Genomic DNA, 17579 nt, shown 5'->3' on the forward strand with positions numbered 1-17579 from the left:
AAAAAAGAAGCCCCGTCATCCTTCGGATGACGGGGCTTTTTCGTGTAGATGGGTCGTTGATGGGTATCGTCGCTTCGCTCCTCGACCCATCCTACGAGGTTGAGCAGATATGAAAACGCCGCTCTGGTCGAGCGGCGTTTTCATTACAGCCGTGGCATCAAGCGGAAAGCTCGACCAACAGCTTGTTCAGACGCTGCACGTAGGCCGCCGGATCTTTCAGGCTGTCGCCCGCAGCCAGCGCGGCCTGGTCGAAGAGAATGTGCGACAGGTCGCCAAAACGATCTTCGTCCGGTTCGGCATCCAGTTTCTCGATCAGCGGGTGGTTCGGGTTGAATTCGAAGATCGGCTTCGAATCCGGCACCTTCTGGCCGCTGGCCTCGAGAATCTGGCGCATCTGCAGGCCCAGATCCTGTTCGCCGATGGCCAGGATGGCTGGTGAATCGGTCAGGCGATGGGAGACGCGTACTTCCGCCACTTGTTCTCCCAGCGCCGATTTCAAGCGTTCGACCAGCCCTTCCTTGCTCTTGGCGACCTCTTCCTGGGCCTTCTTGTCCTCTTCCGAGTCCAGCGAACCCAGATCCAGGTCACCACGGGCGACATCGACGAACGACTTGCCATCGAACTCGGTGAGGTAGCTCATCAGCCACTCGTCGATACGGTCGGTGAGCAGCAGCACTTCGATGCCTTTCTTGCGGAAGACTTCCAGGTGCGGGCTGTTCTTGACCTGCGCGTAGGACTCGCCGGTGAGGAAGTAGATCTTGTCCTGGCCGTCCTTGAGGCGACCGATGTAATCGCCCAGGGAAACGCTCTGCTCGCCCTCGCCGTCCTGAGTGGAAGCGAAGCGCAGCAGGCCGGCGATCTTCTCCTTGTTGGCGAAGTCTTCCGCCGGGCCTTCCTTGAGAACCTGGCCGAAGTTCTTCCAGAACGCCTTGTACTGCTCGGGCTCGTTCTTCGCCAGTTTTTCCAGCATGTCCAGCACACGCTTGGTCAGTGCCGACTTCATCGAATCGATCACCGGATCCTTCTGCAGGATCTCGCGGGAGACGTTCAGAGACAGGTCGTTGGAGTCGACCACACCCTTGATGAAGCGCAGGTACAGCGGCAGGAACTCGTCCGCCTGATCCATGATGAACACGCGCTGCACATAGAGTTTCAGGCCACGCGGCGCTTCGCGCTGGTAAAGGTCGAACGGTGCACGGCCTGGCACGTACAGCAGCGAGGTGTACTCCAGCTTGCCTTCGACCTTGTTGTGGCTCCAGCTCAGCGGGTTGTCGAAGTCATGGGAAACGTGCTTATAGAATTCCTGGTACTGCTCGTCGGTGACCTCGGTGCGCGGGCGCGTCCACAGTGCACTGGCGCGGTTGACCACTTCCCACTCGGGTTCGGCTGGCTTGTCCTTCTCCTCGCCGTGGAACTCCTTCGGCAACTCGATCGGCAGGCCGATGTGGTCGGAGTATTTCTTGATGATGTTGCGCAGGCGCCAGCCGTCAGCGAACTCCTCTTCACCGCTCTTGAGGTGCAGCACGATACGGGTACCGCGCTCGGCTTTCTCGACGTTGGCGATTTCGAAATCGCCCTCGCCCTTGGAGGCCCAGTGCACGCCTTCGCCAGCCGACAGCCCGGCACGACGGGTGAACACTTCGACCTTGTCGGCAACGATGAACGCGGAGTAGAAGCCCACGCCGAACTGACCGATCAGGCTCGAATCCTTCTTCTGGTCACCGGAGAGGTTCTTCAGGAAGTCGGCGGTACCGGACTTGGCGATGGTACCCAGGTGCGCGATGGCTTCTTCGCGGCTCATGCCGATGCCATTGTCGTCCAGGGTGACGGTCTTGGCGTCCTTGTCGAAGGTCACGCGGATCTTCAGCTCGGCGCCGCCTTCGAGCAGCTCGGGTTTGGCCAGCGCCTCGAAACGCAGCTTGTCGACGGCGTCGGAGGCGTTGGAGATCAACTCGCGCAGGAAGATTTCCTTGTTGGAATACAGCGAGTGGATCATGAGGTGCAGCAGTTGCTTCACCTCTGTCTGGAAGCCCAGGGTTTCTTTTTGAGTTTCCACACTCATGGTCATCTAACTCCACATTGATGGCTAAGCCGCAGTACGGCGGATGACCTATCAGGTGGGGGCGGTGTGGGAAAACTTCAAGTCAACAGACCTTAGGGTCTGTTGACGTTTCGTCGCAAGCCGGTAGTAAGAGGGTGCGCTGCGCGCACCTGAACGATCGACGCCGCTAGCCTTGGTGCGCATGGCGCACCCTACGCAAGGCCGCCTCGATCGTTGACGCCTATGCAGCCTCACAGCCCCCTGGCCAGGCATGAGCGTTCGAACGCCTGCCGTTGTTCCACGGAAAGGCCGGCCACCTTGTCCGAAGCCATCATCCGGGCACAGACGATCTCCCATTGCAACTCCAGTCTGGCCACGGAAGGCAGCCAGATATTGAACGTAAAAGCCAGTTGCGTGACCAGCAAGACAGCCAGGAAAGAAACGAAGCCGCTCTTGCTGGGCGCCCAGAATCGCTTCATCGGTAACAGGCAACAGTGCAGGTACAACGCCAGAAACGGCACCATGAAGTAAAGCGCATGGGCAGGTTCGCCCTGGAGGTATTCGTCCATCGTGAGCATTCCCTGCAGCGACCGATCGACCAGGAAAAGCAGCAGGGGAACTATCAGCAACAGGAACAGGGAATAGCAGCGCGCATAATGCAAGGTCAGCAGGAACGCTCCCTGAATACGCGTATGGCCTGCAGGCCTGCGAACGCCCATACATGCGAGGATCAACAGGAAGAAGCAGCCCGTCGAAAAATAGGCATAGTAGGCAAATCCCAGGAACAGGGCCTGGATGTTCGAAAACACCGATGCGGCGCCGGACAGATCCACCCCCACCACGAGAGCGGAACTGTAGGCGACGATAAGCGCTACCACGGACAGGCTCAGAAGCACGTCATACAAGGCATACCTCATCTGGCCTTGCCCCAGCTCTGCCAGTGTTTCCACCCTAGGGTGAAACAGGAGGCCAGCACTCCTGCACGCATACTCTACGAAGGGAACCTTCTCCCTCAGTATCCTGAACGGTTCAAGCAGCAAGGAACGACCCAAGACCTTTCTCCTGTTGGTTCAGGGAGGCCGAAGGTACGGCATCCCGGCTCCGCAGGATGCTCTCGAGCGGAGGCCATACCCATTAAAGGGTCTGTTAAGGTTTCACATAGGCAACCATAAGAACGCGCAAGCCATGGCTACCACACTCTCGTAATTTCGTTTGAGCTTGTCGAAACGTGATGCCACCGCCCGGTAATGCTTCAGTCGGGCGAAGGCGTTCTCCACCAAATGCCGATTGCGGTAAAACCCTCTATCCAGATCCGCGTTTCCTTTCACGGAGTTACGCTTTCTCGGTACCACGGCCTTAGCCCCTTGTCGTTCTATCTGTCCCCGGATTCTCTCGCTGTCATAGCCCTTATCCGCGACGATGGTTTCTGCCGCTGGGAGCTGGGAAATCAACGCCGCTGCCTGGGTGCAGTCATTGATTTGACCACCTGTGATTTCAAACTCGATGGGCAGACCATATGCAGCCACTGCCAAGTGAATCTTGCTGGTGTTGCCGACTCGGCTTTTCCCTATCGCTTCATCCTGTCCACTGGCTGCACCTACGCTGTGCTGGTGGGCCTTGTGAAAGCCCACTCCATGTCGGATTCAACCACAAGCGCCTTGAAGATCCTGAGCCACTTGCCGCAAGCAGACTAGGCATTGAAGCGCTTGTAGATTCTATTCCAGTCCCCAAACGCCTCGGGCAGATCTCTCCAGGGACATCCCGTGCGCATGCGATAAAGCATGCCTTCGACAGTCATCCATAGATCACGCTTGTTGTAGATGGCCATGTGAAGCAAAATTTCCAGCAGCTTCGACCAGTGCTCATCGCTGAGCATCAATCGGGGCATTGCAAGCTCGTATTGGTGTTGTATGAGAGCTACAACGATACGAGCTTGCTCTTATAGATCAAAGAATTAGGGTGAAACGTCAACAGACCCTAGTCAAGCAGCTCGACATGAACGACATCCGTCGGCGACAGCGCAAAGCGCGCTTCGCCCGAACCGTTCAGGCGCTGCCGCAGGATGATCTGCCCCTGTTCATCGAGCCCGGCGAACTGCCCCTGAGCCGAGTTGCCCTTTTCGCTGAACACTCGCATCGGCTGATTGACGTAGCGTTGCGGCTCACTGAGCAGGCGCACAAGGGTGAAGTCCTGGCGTGGATCCTGCTGGGGGGCTGGCTGGCTTGGCGCGGCGGGCTGAGCAGGTGCAGCAACAGGCATCTGCTTGCTCGCTGCCGATAATTCGGCGAAGCGGTCATCATCCACTCGCCAGCCCAGTTGTGGATGTTTGCTCAGGCTCACCGACAAACGCTGCTCGCGTCCGTCAACGCGAGCCTGCACTTCGAGCATCAGGTTGCTACCCGCCACGGCAGAGGCAGGCAGTGGCTCAAGTTGCACATCGCGAGTAGCAAAGCGACGTTGCAGGTAGTCGGTGAGGATATGCGCCAGGGTGTCACGAGAGTCGACGGTGCGATCCACCTTGCCCTCGTTATAACGCAGGCCATTGCGAAACACTTCGACCTTGCCACTCAAGGTGGTCTCGAATTGCGGCGGCAGCACCAGGTGGAAATCCCCCACCAGACGATTCGGTTCTTCGGGCCGGAGATCCAGGTGCAATGTGTAGCCACCTTTCAGTTGGCGCGCTTCGGGCAAGTCCTGATCGGGCAACAACCAGCTGAACTCGATCTCCGGCAACTGACCCTGATCATCCGGCAGCACATCCAGACGCAGTCCATCCGCGGCGAGCGGCAAGCCACGAATGATCAGCTCACGACGGGCAAAGAAATCCTGACCTTCACGCAGACTGAGCACGCTGTCGGTCAATTCGCCTTCCTTGGGAGCGAAAGGTTCGCCATTGAGTTGGCCATTGAGCTGGATATGCAACTCACCTGGAGCCTGCTTCTCAGGCTGCAACCACTGCAGGCCGATGATGGCCTCCAGACGCTGTGGATCCTGGCCCGCCATTACAGCCAGACCGACGACCAGCGGGATCATGCCCAACGCGCAGCAGGCCAGTGCATGTTTGGCCCGGCGCCAATGAGCCACGATGAACAGCAGCGTCAGAGGCGGCAACAGGCAAGCCCAGCCCCATAGCAGGCTGGTGGCGAAACCACGCATCACCAGCAACACCAGGCCGACGAGAATCAGCAGCAGGCCGCCCAGGATCAACAACGCGTCCATTCAGTTTCCTTAAGTTCAGTAGCCGGGATCGGCGTCGGATGCGCCCACTTTGCCAGCGCGCACCGAGGGAACGAGCGTCACGATAATCATCGATGCGTGCTCAATCCACCGAGAAGTCGAGAAATTTTCCGATTTTGTGACAAGCCCTGAATTGGTGCTTCTACGGGTGCACCCAGCGCATAAACGGGCATTGAGTGGAAAGGGAATGAACTTATACCCACTTTGATGCCTCGAAAAACCGTAATGGTATTTACCCAAAGGAGATGCACCACCATGCAAAAATCAGTCGCTTACGCCTTCATGCTGGCTGCCACGCTTGGCCTTGCGGCCTGTGACAAGCCGTCCGAAAACAAAGCCGAAGACGCTCAAGAAGCTCGCACCGAAGCCCAGGAGTCGATGAACGACGCCGCTGAGCAGAGCAATGAAGCTGCTCAAAAAGAAGCCGAGGCCGCTCAGGAGCGTGCCAACGAGCAACAGGAAGAGCTGCAAACTCCACCAGCCGAACCGGCCGAACCGGCAGCCCCTGCGGATCCAGCCGCACCCGCTGATCCGGCAGCCCCGACTCAGCAACAGCAGTAAGCTGACATTTTCACGTTACCCGCAGCCCACCGCGGGTAACGCCCTTCTCCCTCCGCTTTACCGCAACGCTGGCGTGAGCATCAACAGCAGCGTGCAACCCATTCCAATCATCCACACCAAGCTACGTTGCCAGTGCAGATCTGCCCAATAGAAGAGCAGATACAGCACCCGTGCGACCACGAAAGTCACCGCCAACAAGTCCACCAGCCACCCGCTGCTCTGGGTGACATGAGCCATCAGTACCCCTACTGCAAACAGCGGAAATGCCTCGAAACTGTTCTGATGAGCAGCCAGCGCGCGTGCGCCGAATCCGCTGAGGCGCGCCTGTTGTGCGCGTGGATGATGGTTGTCGTAACGCCCGCCCTCCTCCTTCATCGCCTTGGCCAGCGGCACCTTCGCCACGAAGATCAGCACGGCGCTGATGAATATGCACCAGAACGGAATACTCATTCGGCTCTCTCCTTGGTGGGCTCGAACGTCGGCGTTTGTGTGTACACCATCACTTCCAGCACATCGGAATGGAATTCGCGTCGATACAGCACCACCACGACACCTGCGGAAACCAACATGAAGAACCAGGGGTTGATGAACCAGGCCAGAGTCGCCATACCGAAATAGTAGGCACGCAGGCCGTAGTTGAACTGGTTGGCCGCCATCGAGATCACCCGCGCGGTTCGCTCGCCAAATGCCTTGCGCTCCTGCTCGGTGACATGCCGCTCACCGATCATCGGCGCTGAGCCCACCAATACGGCAGCGAAGTTGTATTGGCGCATGCACCAGCTGAAGGTGAAAAAGGCGTAGACGAACACCACGCCTAGGCACAGCAGCTTGGCCTCCGACATGCCGCGGCTGGCGACCTGCACGAACGGCAGGTCGGCCAATAGCGATACCGCGCGATCCGAAGCGCCGAGCACGGTGAGGATGCCGGCGAGGATGATCAGCGTGCTGGAGGCGAAGAACGAGGCGTTACGCTCGAGGTTGCCGATCACGTTGGCATCGGCGATGCGGTTGTCGCGCAGCAGCATTCGCCGCATCCAGTCCTCGCGGTAGAGATGCAGGACGCTGGCCAGGCAAGGAGTGGTGCGGCCTTTCACTTGGGCATAGCGGGTGTAGCCCCCCCAGCAGATGACGAACCAGAGAACGGCCAGTAGATGAGGCAGATATTCTTCGCTGATGGGCATGCAGGCTCCTTGTAGTGCTGGAGCGATTATAGCCACGGAAGACAAGAAAAAGCCGCTCAAGGGAGCGGCTCCTGGACATCGACAGGTTGGTCAGGCCGTTGCCGGACGCCTCATCCCCAATACCCGATCAACCAGGCAGGCGACCATTAATGTCACCAATACGGGCACCAGCCAGCCCAGACTCTGAGCAGCCAGTGGCAGCCTGCCAAAGACGGCGGGCACGTGATCCCCCCAACCAGCAGCGCCCATGCCGTCGACGATACCAAACACCAGGGTAACCGCCATAACCGGTACGAAAACCCGGCTCTGTGACAGCCATAGGTGGTTCGCCAGGCTCAGCGCCACCAGCACGATCGCCAGCGGGTAGAGCCCGACCAACACGGGAATGGAAACGCTGATTAGCTGAGTCAGCCCCTGGTTGGAAACCGCCAGACTGAACAGCGCCAGGACGATAACTACGGCGCGGTAAGGGATCTTGACCAGATCGCTGAAGAACTCACCGCACGCTGTCAGCAAACCAACGCCAGTGGTCAGGCAGGCCAGGATGATGACGACCGCCAACAGCAGCGAGCCCGATGTTCCAAACGTCTGGTTCACGTAGGCGGTGAGGATTTGCCCGCCGTTCTCGGCACCCGCAGCCAACTCATGGCTGGTAGCGCCAAGATAAAACAGCGACAGATAGACCAACGAAAGCGCCACCGCAGCGATGATGCCGGCAATCACACAGTAGCGGGTGATCAATCCGTCGTCGCTGATGCCACGCGCGCGCACGGCGTTGGCAATCACAATACCGAATACCAGGGCGCCCAGGGCATCCATGGTCAGGTAGCCCTGCAGGAAACCCTGCACCAACGGTTCACTGCGGTAGGCACCGGATGCCTCACCCACCTCCCCCGCTGGGGCAAATACGGCCGCACCACCCAACACGATCAGCGCAACGATCAGCACCGGCGTAATGTACTTGCCGACCCGATCGACCAGGCGACCTGGATTGAGGGACAAGAACAGTACGGCCGCGAAATACACCAGGGTATATACGAATAGCGCCGTGGCGCTGTTGCCGACAAAGGGCTGCATGCCGATCTCGAACGACGCGACGGCCGTGCGCGGGGTGGCAAACAGCGGGCCGATCGCCAGGTACACGGCCACTGCCAGTGCGATACCGGCCCAACGACCCAACGGTGTGGTCAACGTTGGCAGGCCACCGCCCACACGGGCCAACGCCACGACCGTGAGCAATGGCAAACCGACACCGGTCAGCAGAAAGCCCATTGCCGCTGCGGCGATATTTTCGCCAGCTGACAGGCCGGCGCTAGGCGGGAAGATGATGTTGCCCGCACCCAGAAAAAGCGCGAACGTCATGAAACCGAGAGCCAGGATATCCAGGCTTTTCAAGCGAGTCATAGAGGGAAATACCACAGGCAGAAAATCAAAATGTTCCGGAGGTTTCCATCAGGGTCAGGGGAAACGTTGCCCGGGCTCGTGGGCCGGGCCAATGCAGGCATGCTCGTCTGCTTGTGGCAGTTGGCAATGCAGGGGGCGGCATGTTAGCGAAAATCAGCCGAGAACTCGAAGCTGGCGGACAGACTGTCGAAAGCCTGTAAGTTCGCGTCGCCTCAATGAAAAAAGGCCACCCGAAGGTGGCCTTTTTTCACAGTCGTAACGGCTTAGCCGTTTTTGACTTCCCAACCGGTCAGCTCGGCCAGGGCCTTGCCGATGTCAGCCAGGGAACGCACGGTTTTCACACCAGCGTCTTGCAGAGCAGCGAATTTCTCGTCTGCAGTGCCTTTGCCGCCGGAGATGATGGCGCCAGCATGGCCCATGCGCTTGCCGGGTGGAGCGGTCACACCAGCGATGTAGGAAACTACAGGCTTGGTGACGTTGGCCTTGATGTAGGCAGCCGCTTCTTCTTCAGCCGAACCGCCGATCTCACCGATCATGACGATCGCTTCGGTCTTCGGATCTTCCTGGAACAGCTTCAGGATATCGATGAAGTTGGAGCCCGGGATCGGGTCACCACCGATGCCCACGCAGGTGGACTGGCCGAAACCGGCGTCGGTGGTCTGCTTGACGGCTTCATAGGTCAGGGTGCCGGAACGCGACACGATGCCTACTTTGCCTGGCAGGTGGATGTGACCCGGCATGATGCCGATCTTGCACTCGCCCGGAGTGATCACGCCTGGGCAGTTAGGACCGATCAGGGTAACGCCCAGCTCGTCGCACTTGACCTTGGCATCCAGCATGTCCAGGGTAGGAATGCCTTCGGTGATGCACACGATCAGCTTGATGCCGCCGAAGGCAGCTTCCAGGATCGAGTCTTTGCAGAACGGAGCCGGAACGTAGATGACCGAAGCGTCGGCGCCGGTAGCTTCCACAGCTTCTTTCACAGTGTTGAACACTGGCAGGTTCAGGTGGGTAGTGCCGCCTTTACCTGGGGTCACGCCGCCAACCATCTTGGTACCGTAGGCGATGGCTTGTTCGGAGTGGAAGGTACCTTGCGAACCAGTGAAACCCTGGCAGATAACCTTGGTGTCTTTATTGATCAGGACGCTCATTACTTGCCCTCCGCAGCTTTGACGACTTGCTGAGCAGCGTCGGTCAGGCTGGTTGCCGCGATGATGTTCAGGCCGCTTTCGGCCAGGACTTTGGCACCCAGTTCAGCATTGTTGCCTTCCAGACGGACGACAACCGGAACCTTGACGCCGACTTCCTTCACTGCACCGATGATGCCTTCGGCAATCATGTCGCAACGAACGATACCGCCGAAGATGTTCACCAGAACGGCAGCGACGTTGCTGTCGGACAGGATGATCTTGAAGGCTTCGGTCACGCGCTCTTTGGTAGCGCCGCCGCCAACGTCCAGGAAGTTGGCTGGCTTGCCGCCGTGCAGGTTGACGATGTCCATGGTGCCCATGGCCAGACCGGCACCGTTGACCATGCAGCCGATGTTGCCTTCGAGAGCAACGTAGTTCAGTTCGAACTTGGCAGCGTGGGCTTCACGGGCGTCGTCTTGCGACGGGTCGTGGAAGGTCTTCAGCTTCGGCTGACGGTACATGGCGTTAGCGTCGATGTTGATCTTCGCGTCCAGGCAGTGCAGATCGCCGTCGGCCTTGATGACCAGCGGGTTCACTTCCAGCAGAGCCAGATCGTGATCCTTGAACAGCTTGGCCAGACCCACGAAGATCTTGGCGAACTGAGTGACTTGCTTGCCTTCCAGGCCCAGCTGGAATGCCAGCTCGCGACCCTGGAACGGCTGTGCCCCGACCAGCGGATCGATAGTGGCCTTGAGGATCTTCTCAGGCGTTTCGTGAGCGATCTTCTCGATGTCCACGCCACCTTCGGTGGAAGCCATGAACACGATACGACGGCTGGAGCGATCGACTACAGCGCCCAGGTACAGTTCCTTGGCGATGTCGGTGCAGGACTCGACCAGGATCTTGGTGACAGGCTGACCATTGGCGTCAGTCTGATAAGTCACCAGACGCTTGCCCAGCCAGTTGGCAGCGAAAGCCTTGGCGTCTTCCTTGCTCTTGACCAGTTTCACACCACCCGCTTTACCGCGGCCACCGGCGTGTACCTGAGCCTTGACGACCCACTCGGTACCACCGATCTTTTCGCAGGCCGCTGCGGCCTCTTCCGGGGTGTCTACGGCGAAGCCCTTGGATACGGGCAGGCCGTACTCAGCGAACAGCTGCTTACCCTGATACTCGTGAAGATTCATGCTTGTCTACCGTCTTCGTTTAGGTATTGCGCATCGGTGCTGCACTGACGTGCCGCACCACCTGTGACCGCCTCTAGGCAGTCCGGCACACATTCCGCGCATGGGCCTGAGCCCTGCGCGGGCAATGCACCGTGGTTCTGCTTCGCGAAAAATCGTCTGAACGACACCGGCCCGCAGGCCGCTATCAGACGAACGACTTCTTAGCGTTTCTTGCGGTTGGCGACGTGAATCGCGCCACCGTTTACTGCGAGCGCTGCTTCGTGCAGGGCTTCGGACAGGGTCGGGTGCGAGAAGACCATCATGCCCAGGTCTTCAGCGCTGGTACCGAACTCCATACCGATGGCGCCTTGCTGCACCAGCTCTGCCGCGCTCGGGCCGATCACGTGTACACCCAGTACGCGGTCGGTATTGGCGTCGGCGATGACCTTGACGAAACCGCCGGTGTCGTTGGCTGCCATGGCACGGCCGCTGGCTGCGAACGGGAAGGTACCGACGTTGACTGCAACGCCTTCACCCTTCAGTTGCTGCTCGGTCTTGCCGACCCACGCGATTTCCGGGTGGGTGTAGATGACCGAAGGAATCAGGTCATAGTTCATCTGTGCCTTGTGACCTTTGATCCGCTCGGCAACCATCACACCCTCTTCCGAGGCCTTGTGAGCGAGCATCGCGCCGCGCACCACGTCACCGATGGCATAGACGCCTGGAACGCTGGTGGCGCACTGGTCGTCGACGAAGATGTAGCCACGCTCGTCGAGATCAACACCGCTGTCCGAAGCCAGCAGTTCGGTGGTGACCGGACGACGGCCAACCGCAACGATCAGCTTGTCGAAGACGATTTTCTGTTCGCCTTCGGAATCGGTGTAGGTGACGGTAACCTGCTTCTTCTTCACTTCCGAACCGGTCACGCGAGCGCCCAGCTTGATCTTCAGGCCCTGTTTGGTCAGGGTCTTCAGCGCTTCCTTGGCAATCGCTTCGTCAGCGGCTGGCAGGAACTTGTCCAGCGCTTCCAGAACGGTCACTTCGGCACCCAGGCGAGCCCATACCGAACCCAGCTCCAGACCGATGACACCAGCGCCGATCACGCCCAGCTTCTTCGGTACGGTCTGGAAGTCCAGTGCACCGGTGGAGTCGACGATGACGTCCTGGTCGACCGGAGCCGGCGGGATGTCGATCGGACGCGAGCCGGAAGCCAGGATCACGTTTTCGGCTTCGACGATCGAAGTCTTGCCGTCTTTGTCGGTGACTTCGACCTGCTTGCCAGCCAGCAGCTTGCCGTGGCCTTCCAGCAGGGTCACGCCATTGGCCTTGAACAGGGTGGAAACACCGCCGGTCAGGTTCTTGACGATGGTGTTCTTGCGGCCAACCATGGCTGGCACGTCAATGGTCACGCCCTTGGCGGCAATACCGTGTACAGCGAAACCTTCATGGGCCTCGTGATATTTCCAGGAGCTGTCCAGCAGCGCCTTGGAAGGAATGCAGCCAACGTTCAGGCAGGTACCACCGAGGGCGATCTTGCCGTCCTTGTCCTGGTACTTCTCGATGCACGCGGTCTTCAGACCGAGCTGGGCAGCCTTGATGGCGGCTACGTAGCCGCCAGGGCCGGCACCAATGACTACCACGTCGAATTTCTGGCTCATAAAAGATTCCTTTTCAGCTTCAAGCTTCGAGCTTCGAGCTGCAAGACGGAGCGCTTCTACTTGAAGCTTGGCGCTTGCAGCTTGAGGCTGGTGTATTAGATGTCCAGCAACAGACGAGCTGGGTCTTCCAGCAGGTTCTTGATGGTCACCAGGAAGGTCACGGCTTCTTTGCCGTCGATCAGACGGTGATCGTAGGACAGTGCCAGGTACATCATCGGGCGAATCACCACTTGACCGTTAACGGCCACCGGGCGCTGGATGATGTTGTGCATGCCGAGAATCGCAGCCTGCGGCGGGTTGACGATCGGCGTCGACATCATCGAACCGAAGGTGCCGCCGTTGGTGATGGTGAAGGTGCCACCAGTCATCTCTTCGATGGACAGCTTGCCATCACGGGCTTTCTTGCCGTAGGCGGCGATGCCGGCTTCGATATCGGCCAGGCCCATCGACTCGGCGTTACGCAGTACCGGCACGACCAGACCACGGTCGCTGGAAACGGCTACGCCGATATCCTGGTAGCCATGGTAAACGATGTCGTTGCCATCGATCGAGGCGTTGACAGCCGGCAGGCGCTTCAGCGCTTCGGTGGCAGCCTTGACGAAGAAGGACATGAAGCCCAGACGAGTGCCGTTGTGGGTTTTCTCGAACTGATCCTTGTACTTCGAACGCAGCGCCATGATCTCGGACATGTCGACTTCGTTGAAGGTGGTCAGCATGGCCATGTTCGACTGCGCTTCGACCAGACGGCGAGCGACGGTGGCACGTACGCGGGTCATCGGTACGCGCTTCTCGGTACGATCGCCAGCAGCAGCGACGACCGGAGCAGCGGCGGCAGCGGCAGCCGGCTTGGCAGCTGGAGCGTTCTTCTTCGCTTCGACAGCGGCGACCACGTCTTCCTTGGTCACACGACCACCTTTACCGGAACCGCTGATGCTGTTCGGGTCGATGCCGTTCTCTTCGGCCAGTTTGCGCGCGGCAGGCGACAGGATCTGGTCGTCGCCAGCAGCGGCAGGTGCAGCGGCCTGAGCCGGAGCGGCAGCAGCTTGAGCTTGCGCAGGAGCAGCGGCCGGAGCAGCAGCGCCGCCTTCGGTCAGTTTGCCCAGTACTTCGTTGCTCAGTACGGTGTCGCCTTCGTTCTTGACGATTTCAGCAATAACACCATCGGCCTCGGCCAGTACTTCGATCACGACCTTGTCGGTTTCGATGTCGACGATCAGCTCATCGCGCTTGACCGCGTCGCCCGGCTTCTTGTGCCAGGTAGCCACGGTGCCGTCGGCGACCGATTCGGGGAATGTAGGGGCTTTGATCTCGATAGCCATTGTGTTCTGTTCCTTAAATTCGGTTTGTTCGAGGAAACGGCCTCAGTCAGGCCGCTTCCCTCGCGATGGCGTTAAACGGTGAAAGCATCCTGCAGCAGTTTTTCCTGCTGTTCGGCGTGCAGAGAAGCGTAGCCACAAGCCGGAGCTGCCGAGGCATCACGCCCTGCATACTCGAGCACCAGGGATTTCTTGTGCGCAGTGGCGACACGACGCATATGGTGCTGGCTGCAATACCAGGCGCCCTGGTTCATCGGCTCTTCCTGGCACCAGACGACATGCTTGAGGTTCTTGTAGCCTGCGAACACCTCATTCATATCGTCTTCCGGGAACGGATACAGCTGCTCGATACGCACGATGGCGACATCTTCGCGGCCTTCGGCGCGGCGCTTCTCCAGCAGGTCGTAGTAAACCTTGCCGCTGCACAGAACCAGGCGCTCGACTTTCTTCGGGTCGATCGCATCGATTTCCGGGATGACGGTATGGAACGAGCCTTCGGCCAGATCTTCCAGAGTCGATACGGCCAGCTTGTGGCGCAGCAGCGACTTGGGCGTCAGCACCACCAGCGGCTTGCGCAGCGGACGGATGACCTGACGACGCAGCAGGTGATAGATCTGTGCCGGCGTGGTCGGTACCGCAACCTGGATGTTGTGCTCGGCGCACAGCTGCAGGTAACGCTCCAGACGTGCCGATGAGTGCTCCGGGCCCTGCCCTTCATAACCGTGCGGCAGCAACATGGTCAGACCGCACAGACGACCCCACTTGGTCTCGCCGCTGGAAATGAACTGATCGAACACCACCTGGGCACCGTTGGCGAAATCGCCAAACTGGGCTTCCCAGATCACCAGCGCGTTCGGCGTGGTGGTGGCGTAACCGTATTCGAATGCCAGTACCGCTTCTTCCGACAGGAAGGAGTCGTACAGGTCGAAGCGCGGCTGACCCTCGTAGAGGTTCTGCAGCGGCAGATAGGTGCTGCCGTCCTTCTGGTTGTGCAGCGCCGCATGGCGGTGCGAGAAGGTACCGCGACCCACGTCCTGACCGGTGATACGGATCGGATGGCCTTCGACGAGCAGGGTCGCGTACGCCATGGTTTCGGCGTAGCCCCAGTTCAGCGGCAAGCCGCCTGCGCCCATTTTCTGGCGATCTTCGTAGATCTTGGTGACCTGGCGCTGAACGACGAAGCCATCCGGAGTTTCCAACAGCTTGTTGGACAGCTCCTGCAGGGTCTTCAGATCGAAACGGGTGTCGTGACGAGCAGTCCAAGCGTGCCCCAGGTAAGGGCGCCAATCGACGAACAGCTCCTTGTTCGGCTCCTTGACCAGGCTCTTGACCACGTGCTGACCGTTGTCCAGTGCAGTGCGGTACTCGTCGACAGGCGCCTGCACGGCTTCGGCCGACAGACGTCCGGCATTGGTCAGTGCTTCGGCATACAGCTCACGGGTGGTGCGCTGCTTGGCGATCTGCTGATACATCAGCGGCTGGGTACCACTCGGCTCGTCGGCCTCGTTGTGGCCACGGCGGCGGTAGCAGACCAGGTCGATGACCACGTCACGCTTGTACTGCATGCGGTAATCGACAGCCAGTTGGGTGACGAACAGCACGGCTTCCGGATCATCGCCATTCACATGGAAGATCGGCGCCTGGATCATCTTGGCGACGTCGGTGGCGTACTCGGTGGAGCGCGCATCGTCGGCACGGTTGGTGGTGAAACCAACCTGGTTGTTGATCACGATGTGGATGGTGCCGCCCGTCTTGTAAGCGCGGGTCTGCGACATCTGGAAGGTTTCCATGACCACGCCCTGACCGGCGAATGCCGCGTCACCGTGGAGGGAAATCGGCAGAACCTTGTCGCCCACTGCATCGCTGCGACGATCCTGGCGAGCACGTACGGAACCTTCGACCACCGGAGAAACGATTTCCAGGTGAGACGGGTTGAACGCCAGGGCCAGGTGCACTTCGCCACCCGGCGTCATCACGTTCGAGGAGAAACCCTGGTGATACTTCACGTCACCGGAGCTCAGGCCTTCGACCTTCTTGCCTTCGAACTCGTCGAACAGGTCGCGCGGGTTCTTGCCGAAGGTGTTGACCAGGACGTTCAGACGGCCACGGTGGGCCATGCCGATGACGATTTCCTTGGTGCCGTAGGAACCGCTGCGCTGGATGATCTCATCGAGCAGCGGGATCAGGCTCTCGCCACCTTCCAGACCGAAACGCTTGGTGCCCGGGTATTTGGTACCCAGGTATTTTTCCAGGCCTTCAGCGGCGGTCAGGCGCTCGAGCAGATGCCCCTGCACTTCGGCGGAAATCTGCGGACGACCGCGCACGCTTTCCAGGCGCTGCTGGAACCAGCTGCGCTGCTCGGAATCGACGATGTGGGTGAACTCGGAGCCGATGGTGCGACAATATGTCTGCTGCAAAGCATCGCGGATTTCCCGCAAAGTTGCTTCTTCCTTGCCGATTGCCAGACCACCTGTGCGGAAGGTGGTGTCCAGATCCGCGTCGGTAAGGCTGTAATGGCTGATCGACAGATCAGCAGGAACAGAACGCTGCCACAGCCCAAGCGGATCGAGCTGAGCCGCCTGGTGGCCACGCATGCGGAATGCCTGAATCAACCGCAACACTTCGACCTGCTTCTTTTCGTGTTCGCTGCTGACAGTACCGGCTGAAGCCGGTTGAGCACGACGCTGGTTTTTGGCCAGCAACACGAAATGATCACGAATCGTCGAGTGCGATACGTCATTGGCGGTACTGCCTTCGGACGGCAACTTATCGAAATAAGTGCGCCATTCTTCCGGCACGGCGTTGGGATCGTGCAGGTAGAGCTCGTAGAGCTCTTCCACGTAGGCAGCGTTACCACCGGATAGGTGGGCACTGTCCCACATACGCTGCATCACGCTTTCTTGCATGCTTGGTCACCCTCGGTAAGGGGACACCACCGGCGAGGACACCGACTGGCTTTCGAAGTCATGTAACAGCGACTCGAAAAAGCCACCAATAATCCCGCAGATAGTCCGGGCACCAGCCCGAATGCCCCTGCTGGTCGTCATATATCTCATTGAAGAACGTCGGCGGCTAGACCGACGCCCTGGCTATACTGCAACACCGACATGAAGTCGGTGCTGCAGGCGTTGCGGGTCAAGCTAAAGAACAGTGAATCAGGTACCGCTCTGCAGCAACATGTTGCGAACGTGACCGATTGCCTTGGTCGGGTTCAGCCCTTTGGGACATACGTTCACGCAGTTCATGATGCCGCGGCAGCGGAACACACTGAATGGATCATCCAAAGAGGCCAATCGTTCCGCGGTCTTGGTATCACGGCTGTCGGCCAGGAAGCGATAGGCTTGCAGCAGCGCGGCCGGGCCCAGGAACTTGTCCGGGTTCCACCAGAACGACGGGCAACTGGTCGAGCAGCAAGCGCACAGGATGCACTCGTACAGGCCATCCAGCTTCTCGCGCTCGTCCGGCGACTGCAGGCGCTCGATAGCCGGCGCCGGCGTGTCGTTCTGCAGGAACGGCTGCACCTTCTCGTACTGCTTGTAGAAGATGCTCATATCGACGACCAAGTCACGAATGACCGGCAGCCCCGGCAGCGGACGGATCACCAGCTTGTTGCCCTTGACCACGGTGGAGATCGGCGTGATGCAGGCCAGGCCGTTCTTGCCACTGATGTTCATGCCGTCGGAACCGCAGACGCCTTCACGGCAGGAGCGACGGTAGGAGAAGCCTTCGTCCTGCTCCTTGATCAGGGCCAGCACGTCGAGCACCATCAGATCCTTGCCGTCGATCTCGACGTCGAAGTCCTGCATGAAGGGCGCTTTGTCCGTTTCCGGGTTGTAGCGATAAACGCTGACTTTCAAGCTTTTGCCAAGAGACATGGTAGCCACC

Annotated in this window: 13 protein-coding genes and 1 pseudogene; 1 reads left to right on the forward strand and 13 read right to left on the reverse strand. The window is 59.4% G+C overall.

Annotated features, from left to right (window positions below):
• Positions 1 to 157 precede the first annotated feature (157 nt).
• The 4 genes and pseudogenes from htpG to DNK10_RS15850 all read right to left on the reverse strand — a co-directional run bounded on the left by htpG (position 158) and on the right by DNK10_RS15850 (position 5260).
• On the reverse strand, positions 158 to 2062 hold the full coding sequence (htpG, locus tag DNK10_RS15835) for a molecular chaperone HtpG (protein WP_131192222.1): 1905 nt from the start codon (positions 2060 to 2062) through the stop codon (positions 158 to 160).
• A gap of 230 nt (positions 2063 to 2292) precedes the next feature.
• The gene (locus DNK10_RS15840) at positions 2293 to 3093 is read right to left on the reverse strand and encodes a hypothetical protein (protein WP_165496000.1); all 801 of its coding nucleotides are present in this window, start codon (positions 3091 to 3093) and stop codon (positions 2293 to 2295) included.
• A 102-nt stretch (positions 3094 to 3195) separates the two neighbouring features.
• Positions 3196 to 3929: pseudogene (locus DNK10_RS15845) on the reverse strand (IS5 family transposase).
• Between the two features lie 89 nt (positions 3930 to 4018).
• Complete coding sequence (locus DNK10_RS15850; RefSeq protein ID WP_131192224.1) at positions 4019 to 5260, reverse strand: MFS transporter; 1242 nt, start codon at positions 5258 to 5260, stop codon at positions 4019 to 4021.
• Between the two features lie 273 nt (positions 5261 to 5533).
• On the opposite strand from DNK10_RS15850, the gene DNK10_RS15855 reads away from it, so the two are divergent.
• Complete coding sequence (locus tag DNK10_RS15855) at positions 5534 to 5839, forward strand: hypothetical protein (protein WP_131192225.1); 306 nt, start codon at positions 5534 to 5536, stop codon at positions 5837 to 5839.
• 57 nt (positions 5840 to 5896) lie between these two features.
• Here DNK10_RS15855 and DNK10_RS15860 read toward each other — a convergent pair whose 3' ends face one another.
• The 9 genes from DNK10_RS15860 to DNK10_RS15900 all read right to left on the reverse strand — a co-directional run bounded on the left by DNK10_RS15860 (position 5897) and on the right by DNK10_RS15900 (position 17569).
• Positions 5897 to 6289, reverse strand: a complete 393-nt coding sequence (locus DNK10_RS15860; protein ID WP_131182651.1) for an MAPEG family protein — start codon at positions 6287 to 6289, stop codon at positions 5897 to 5899.
• Positions 6286 to 7020 (reverse strand): DUF599 domain-containing protein, encoded by a 735-nt coding sequence (locus tag DNK10_RS15865; RefSeq protein ID WP_131192226.1) that lies wholly within the window; start codon positions 7018 to 7020, stop codon positions 6286 to 6288. Before DNK10_RS15865 ends, DNK10_RS15860 begins: the two co-directional genes overlap by 4 nt.
• A 90-nt stretch (positions 7021 to 7110) precedes the next feature.
• Entirely contained in the window at positions 7111 to 8424 is a 1314-nt protein-coding gene (brnQ, locus tag DNK10_RS15870; protein ID WP_131192227.1) for a branched-chain amino acid transport system II carrier protein, read from the reverse strand.
• A gap of 263 nt (positions 8425 to 8687) precedes the next feature.
• Positions 8688 to 9575: a succinate--CoA ligase subunit alpha gene (sucD, locus tag DNK10_RS15875; protein ID WP_131182197.1), complete on the reverse strand. Its 888-nt coding sequence runs from the start codon at positions 9573 to 9575 to the stop codon at positions 8688 to 8690.
• Positions 9575 to 10741: an ADP-forming succinate--CoA ligase subunit beta gene (gene sucC / locus DNK10_RS15880; protein ID WP_131182198.1), complete on the reverse strand. Its 1167-nt coding sequence runs from the start codon at positions 10739 to 10741 to the stop codon at positions 9575 to 9577. The genes sucD and sucC overlap by 1 nt, the downstream gene beginning before the upstream one ends.
• Before the next feature lie 200 nt (positions 10742 to 10941).
• Complete coding sequence (gene lpdA / locus DNK10_RS15885) at positions 10942 to 12378, reverse strand: dihydrolipoyl dehydrogenase (protein ID WP_131192228.1); 1437 nt, start codon at positions 12376 to 12378, stop codon at positions 10942 to 10944.
• A gap of 95 nt (positions 12379 to 12473) precedes the next feature.
• A complete protein-coding gene (gene odhB / locus DNK10_RS15890) occupies positions 12474 to 13697 on the reverse strand; it encodes a 2-oxoglutarate dehydrogenase complex dihydrolipoyllysine-residue succinyltransferase (protein ID WP_131192229.1) in 1224 nt (407 codons plus the stop codon).
• A 71-nt stretch (positions 13698 to 13768) separates the two neighbouring features.
• A complete protein-coding gene (locus DNK10_RS15895) occupies positions 13769 to 16600 on the reverse strand; it encodes a 2-oxoglutarate dehydrogenase E1 component (RefSeq protein ID WP_131182201.1) in 2832 nt (943 codons plus the stop codon).
• 249 nt (positions 16601 to 16849) lie between these two features.
• Positions 16850 to 17569, reverse strand: a complete 720-nt coding sequence (locus tag DNK10_RS15900) for a succinate dehydrogenase iron-sulfur subunit (RefSeq protein ID WP_131182202.1) — start codon at positions 17567 to 17569, stop codon at positions 16850 to 16852.
• Between the last annotated feature and the right edge of the window lie 10 nt (positions 17570 to 17579).

The sequence above is a fragment of the Phytopseudomonas daroniae genome (assembly GCF_004327275.1).
In the GTDB taxonomy this organism is placed as follows: Bacteria; Pseudomonadota; Gammaproteobacteria; order Pseudomonadales; family Pseudomonadaceae; genus Aquipseudomonas; species Aquipseudomonas daroniae.

Excerpts from the sequence above, each read along its gene's own strand:
- htpG (WP_131192222.1), bottom strand. The coding sequence starts at position 2,062 with ATGAGTGTGGAAACTCAAAAAGAAACCCTGGGCTTCCAGACAGAGGTG.
- DNK10_RS15850 (WP_131192224.1), bottom strand. The coding sequence starts at position 5,260 with ATGGACGCGTTGTTGATCCTGGGCGGCCTGCTGCTGATTCTCGTCGGC.
- DNK10_RS15855 (WP_131192225.1), top strand. The coding sequence starts at position 5,534 with ATGCAAAAATCAGTCGCTTACGCCTTCATGCTGGCTGCCACGCTTGGC.
- DNK10_RS15860 (WP_131182651.1), bottom strand. The coding sequence starts at position 6,289 with ATGAGTATTCCGTTCTGGTGCATATTCATCAGCGCCGTGCTGATCTTC.
- DNK10_RS15865 (WP_131192226.1), bottom strand. The coding sequence starts at position 7,020 with ATGCCCATCAGCGAAGAATATCTGCCTCATCTACTGGCCGTTCTCTGG.
- brnQ (WP_131192227.1), bottom strand. The coding sequence starts at position 8,424 with ATGACTCGCTTGAAAAGCCTGGATATCCTGGCTCTCGGTTTCATGACG.
- sucD (WP_131182197.1), bottom strand. The coding sequence starts at position 9,575 with ATGAGCGTCCTGATCAATAAAGACACCAAGGTTATCTGCCAGGGTTTC.
- sucC (WP_131182198.1), bottom strand. The coding sequence starts at position 10,741 with ATGAATCTTCACGAGTATCAGGGTAAGCAGCTGTTCGCTGAGTACGGC.
- lpdA (WP_131192228.1), bottom strand. The coding sequence starts at position 12,378 with ATGAGCCAGAAATTCGACGTGGTAGTCATTGGTGCCGGCCCTGGCGGC.
- odhB (WP_131192229.1), bottom strand. The coding sequence starts at position 13,697 with ATGGCTATCGAGATCAAAGCCCCTACATTCCCCGAATCGGTCGCCGAC.
- DNK10_RS15895 (WP_131182201.1), bottom strand. The coding sequence starts at position 16,600 with ATGCAAGAAAGCGTGATGCAGCGTATGTGGGACAGTGCCCACCTATCC.
- DNK10_RS15900 (WP_131182202.1), bottom strand. The coding sequence starts at position 17,569 with ATGTCTCTTGGCAAAAGCTTGAAAGTCAGCGTTTATCGCTACAACCCG.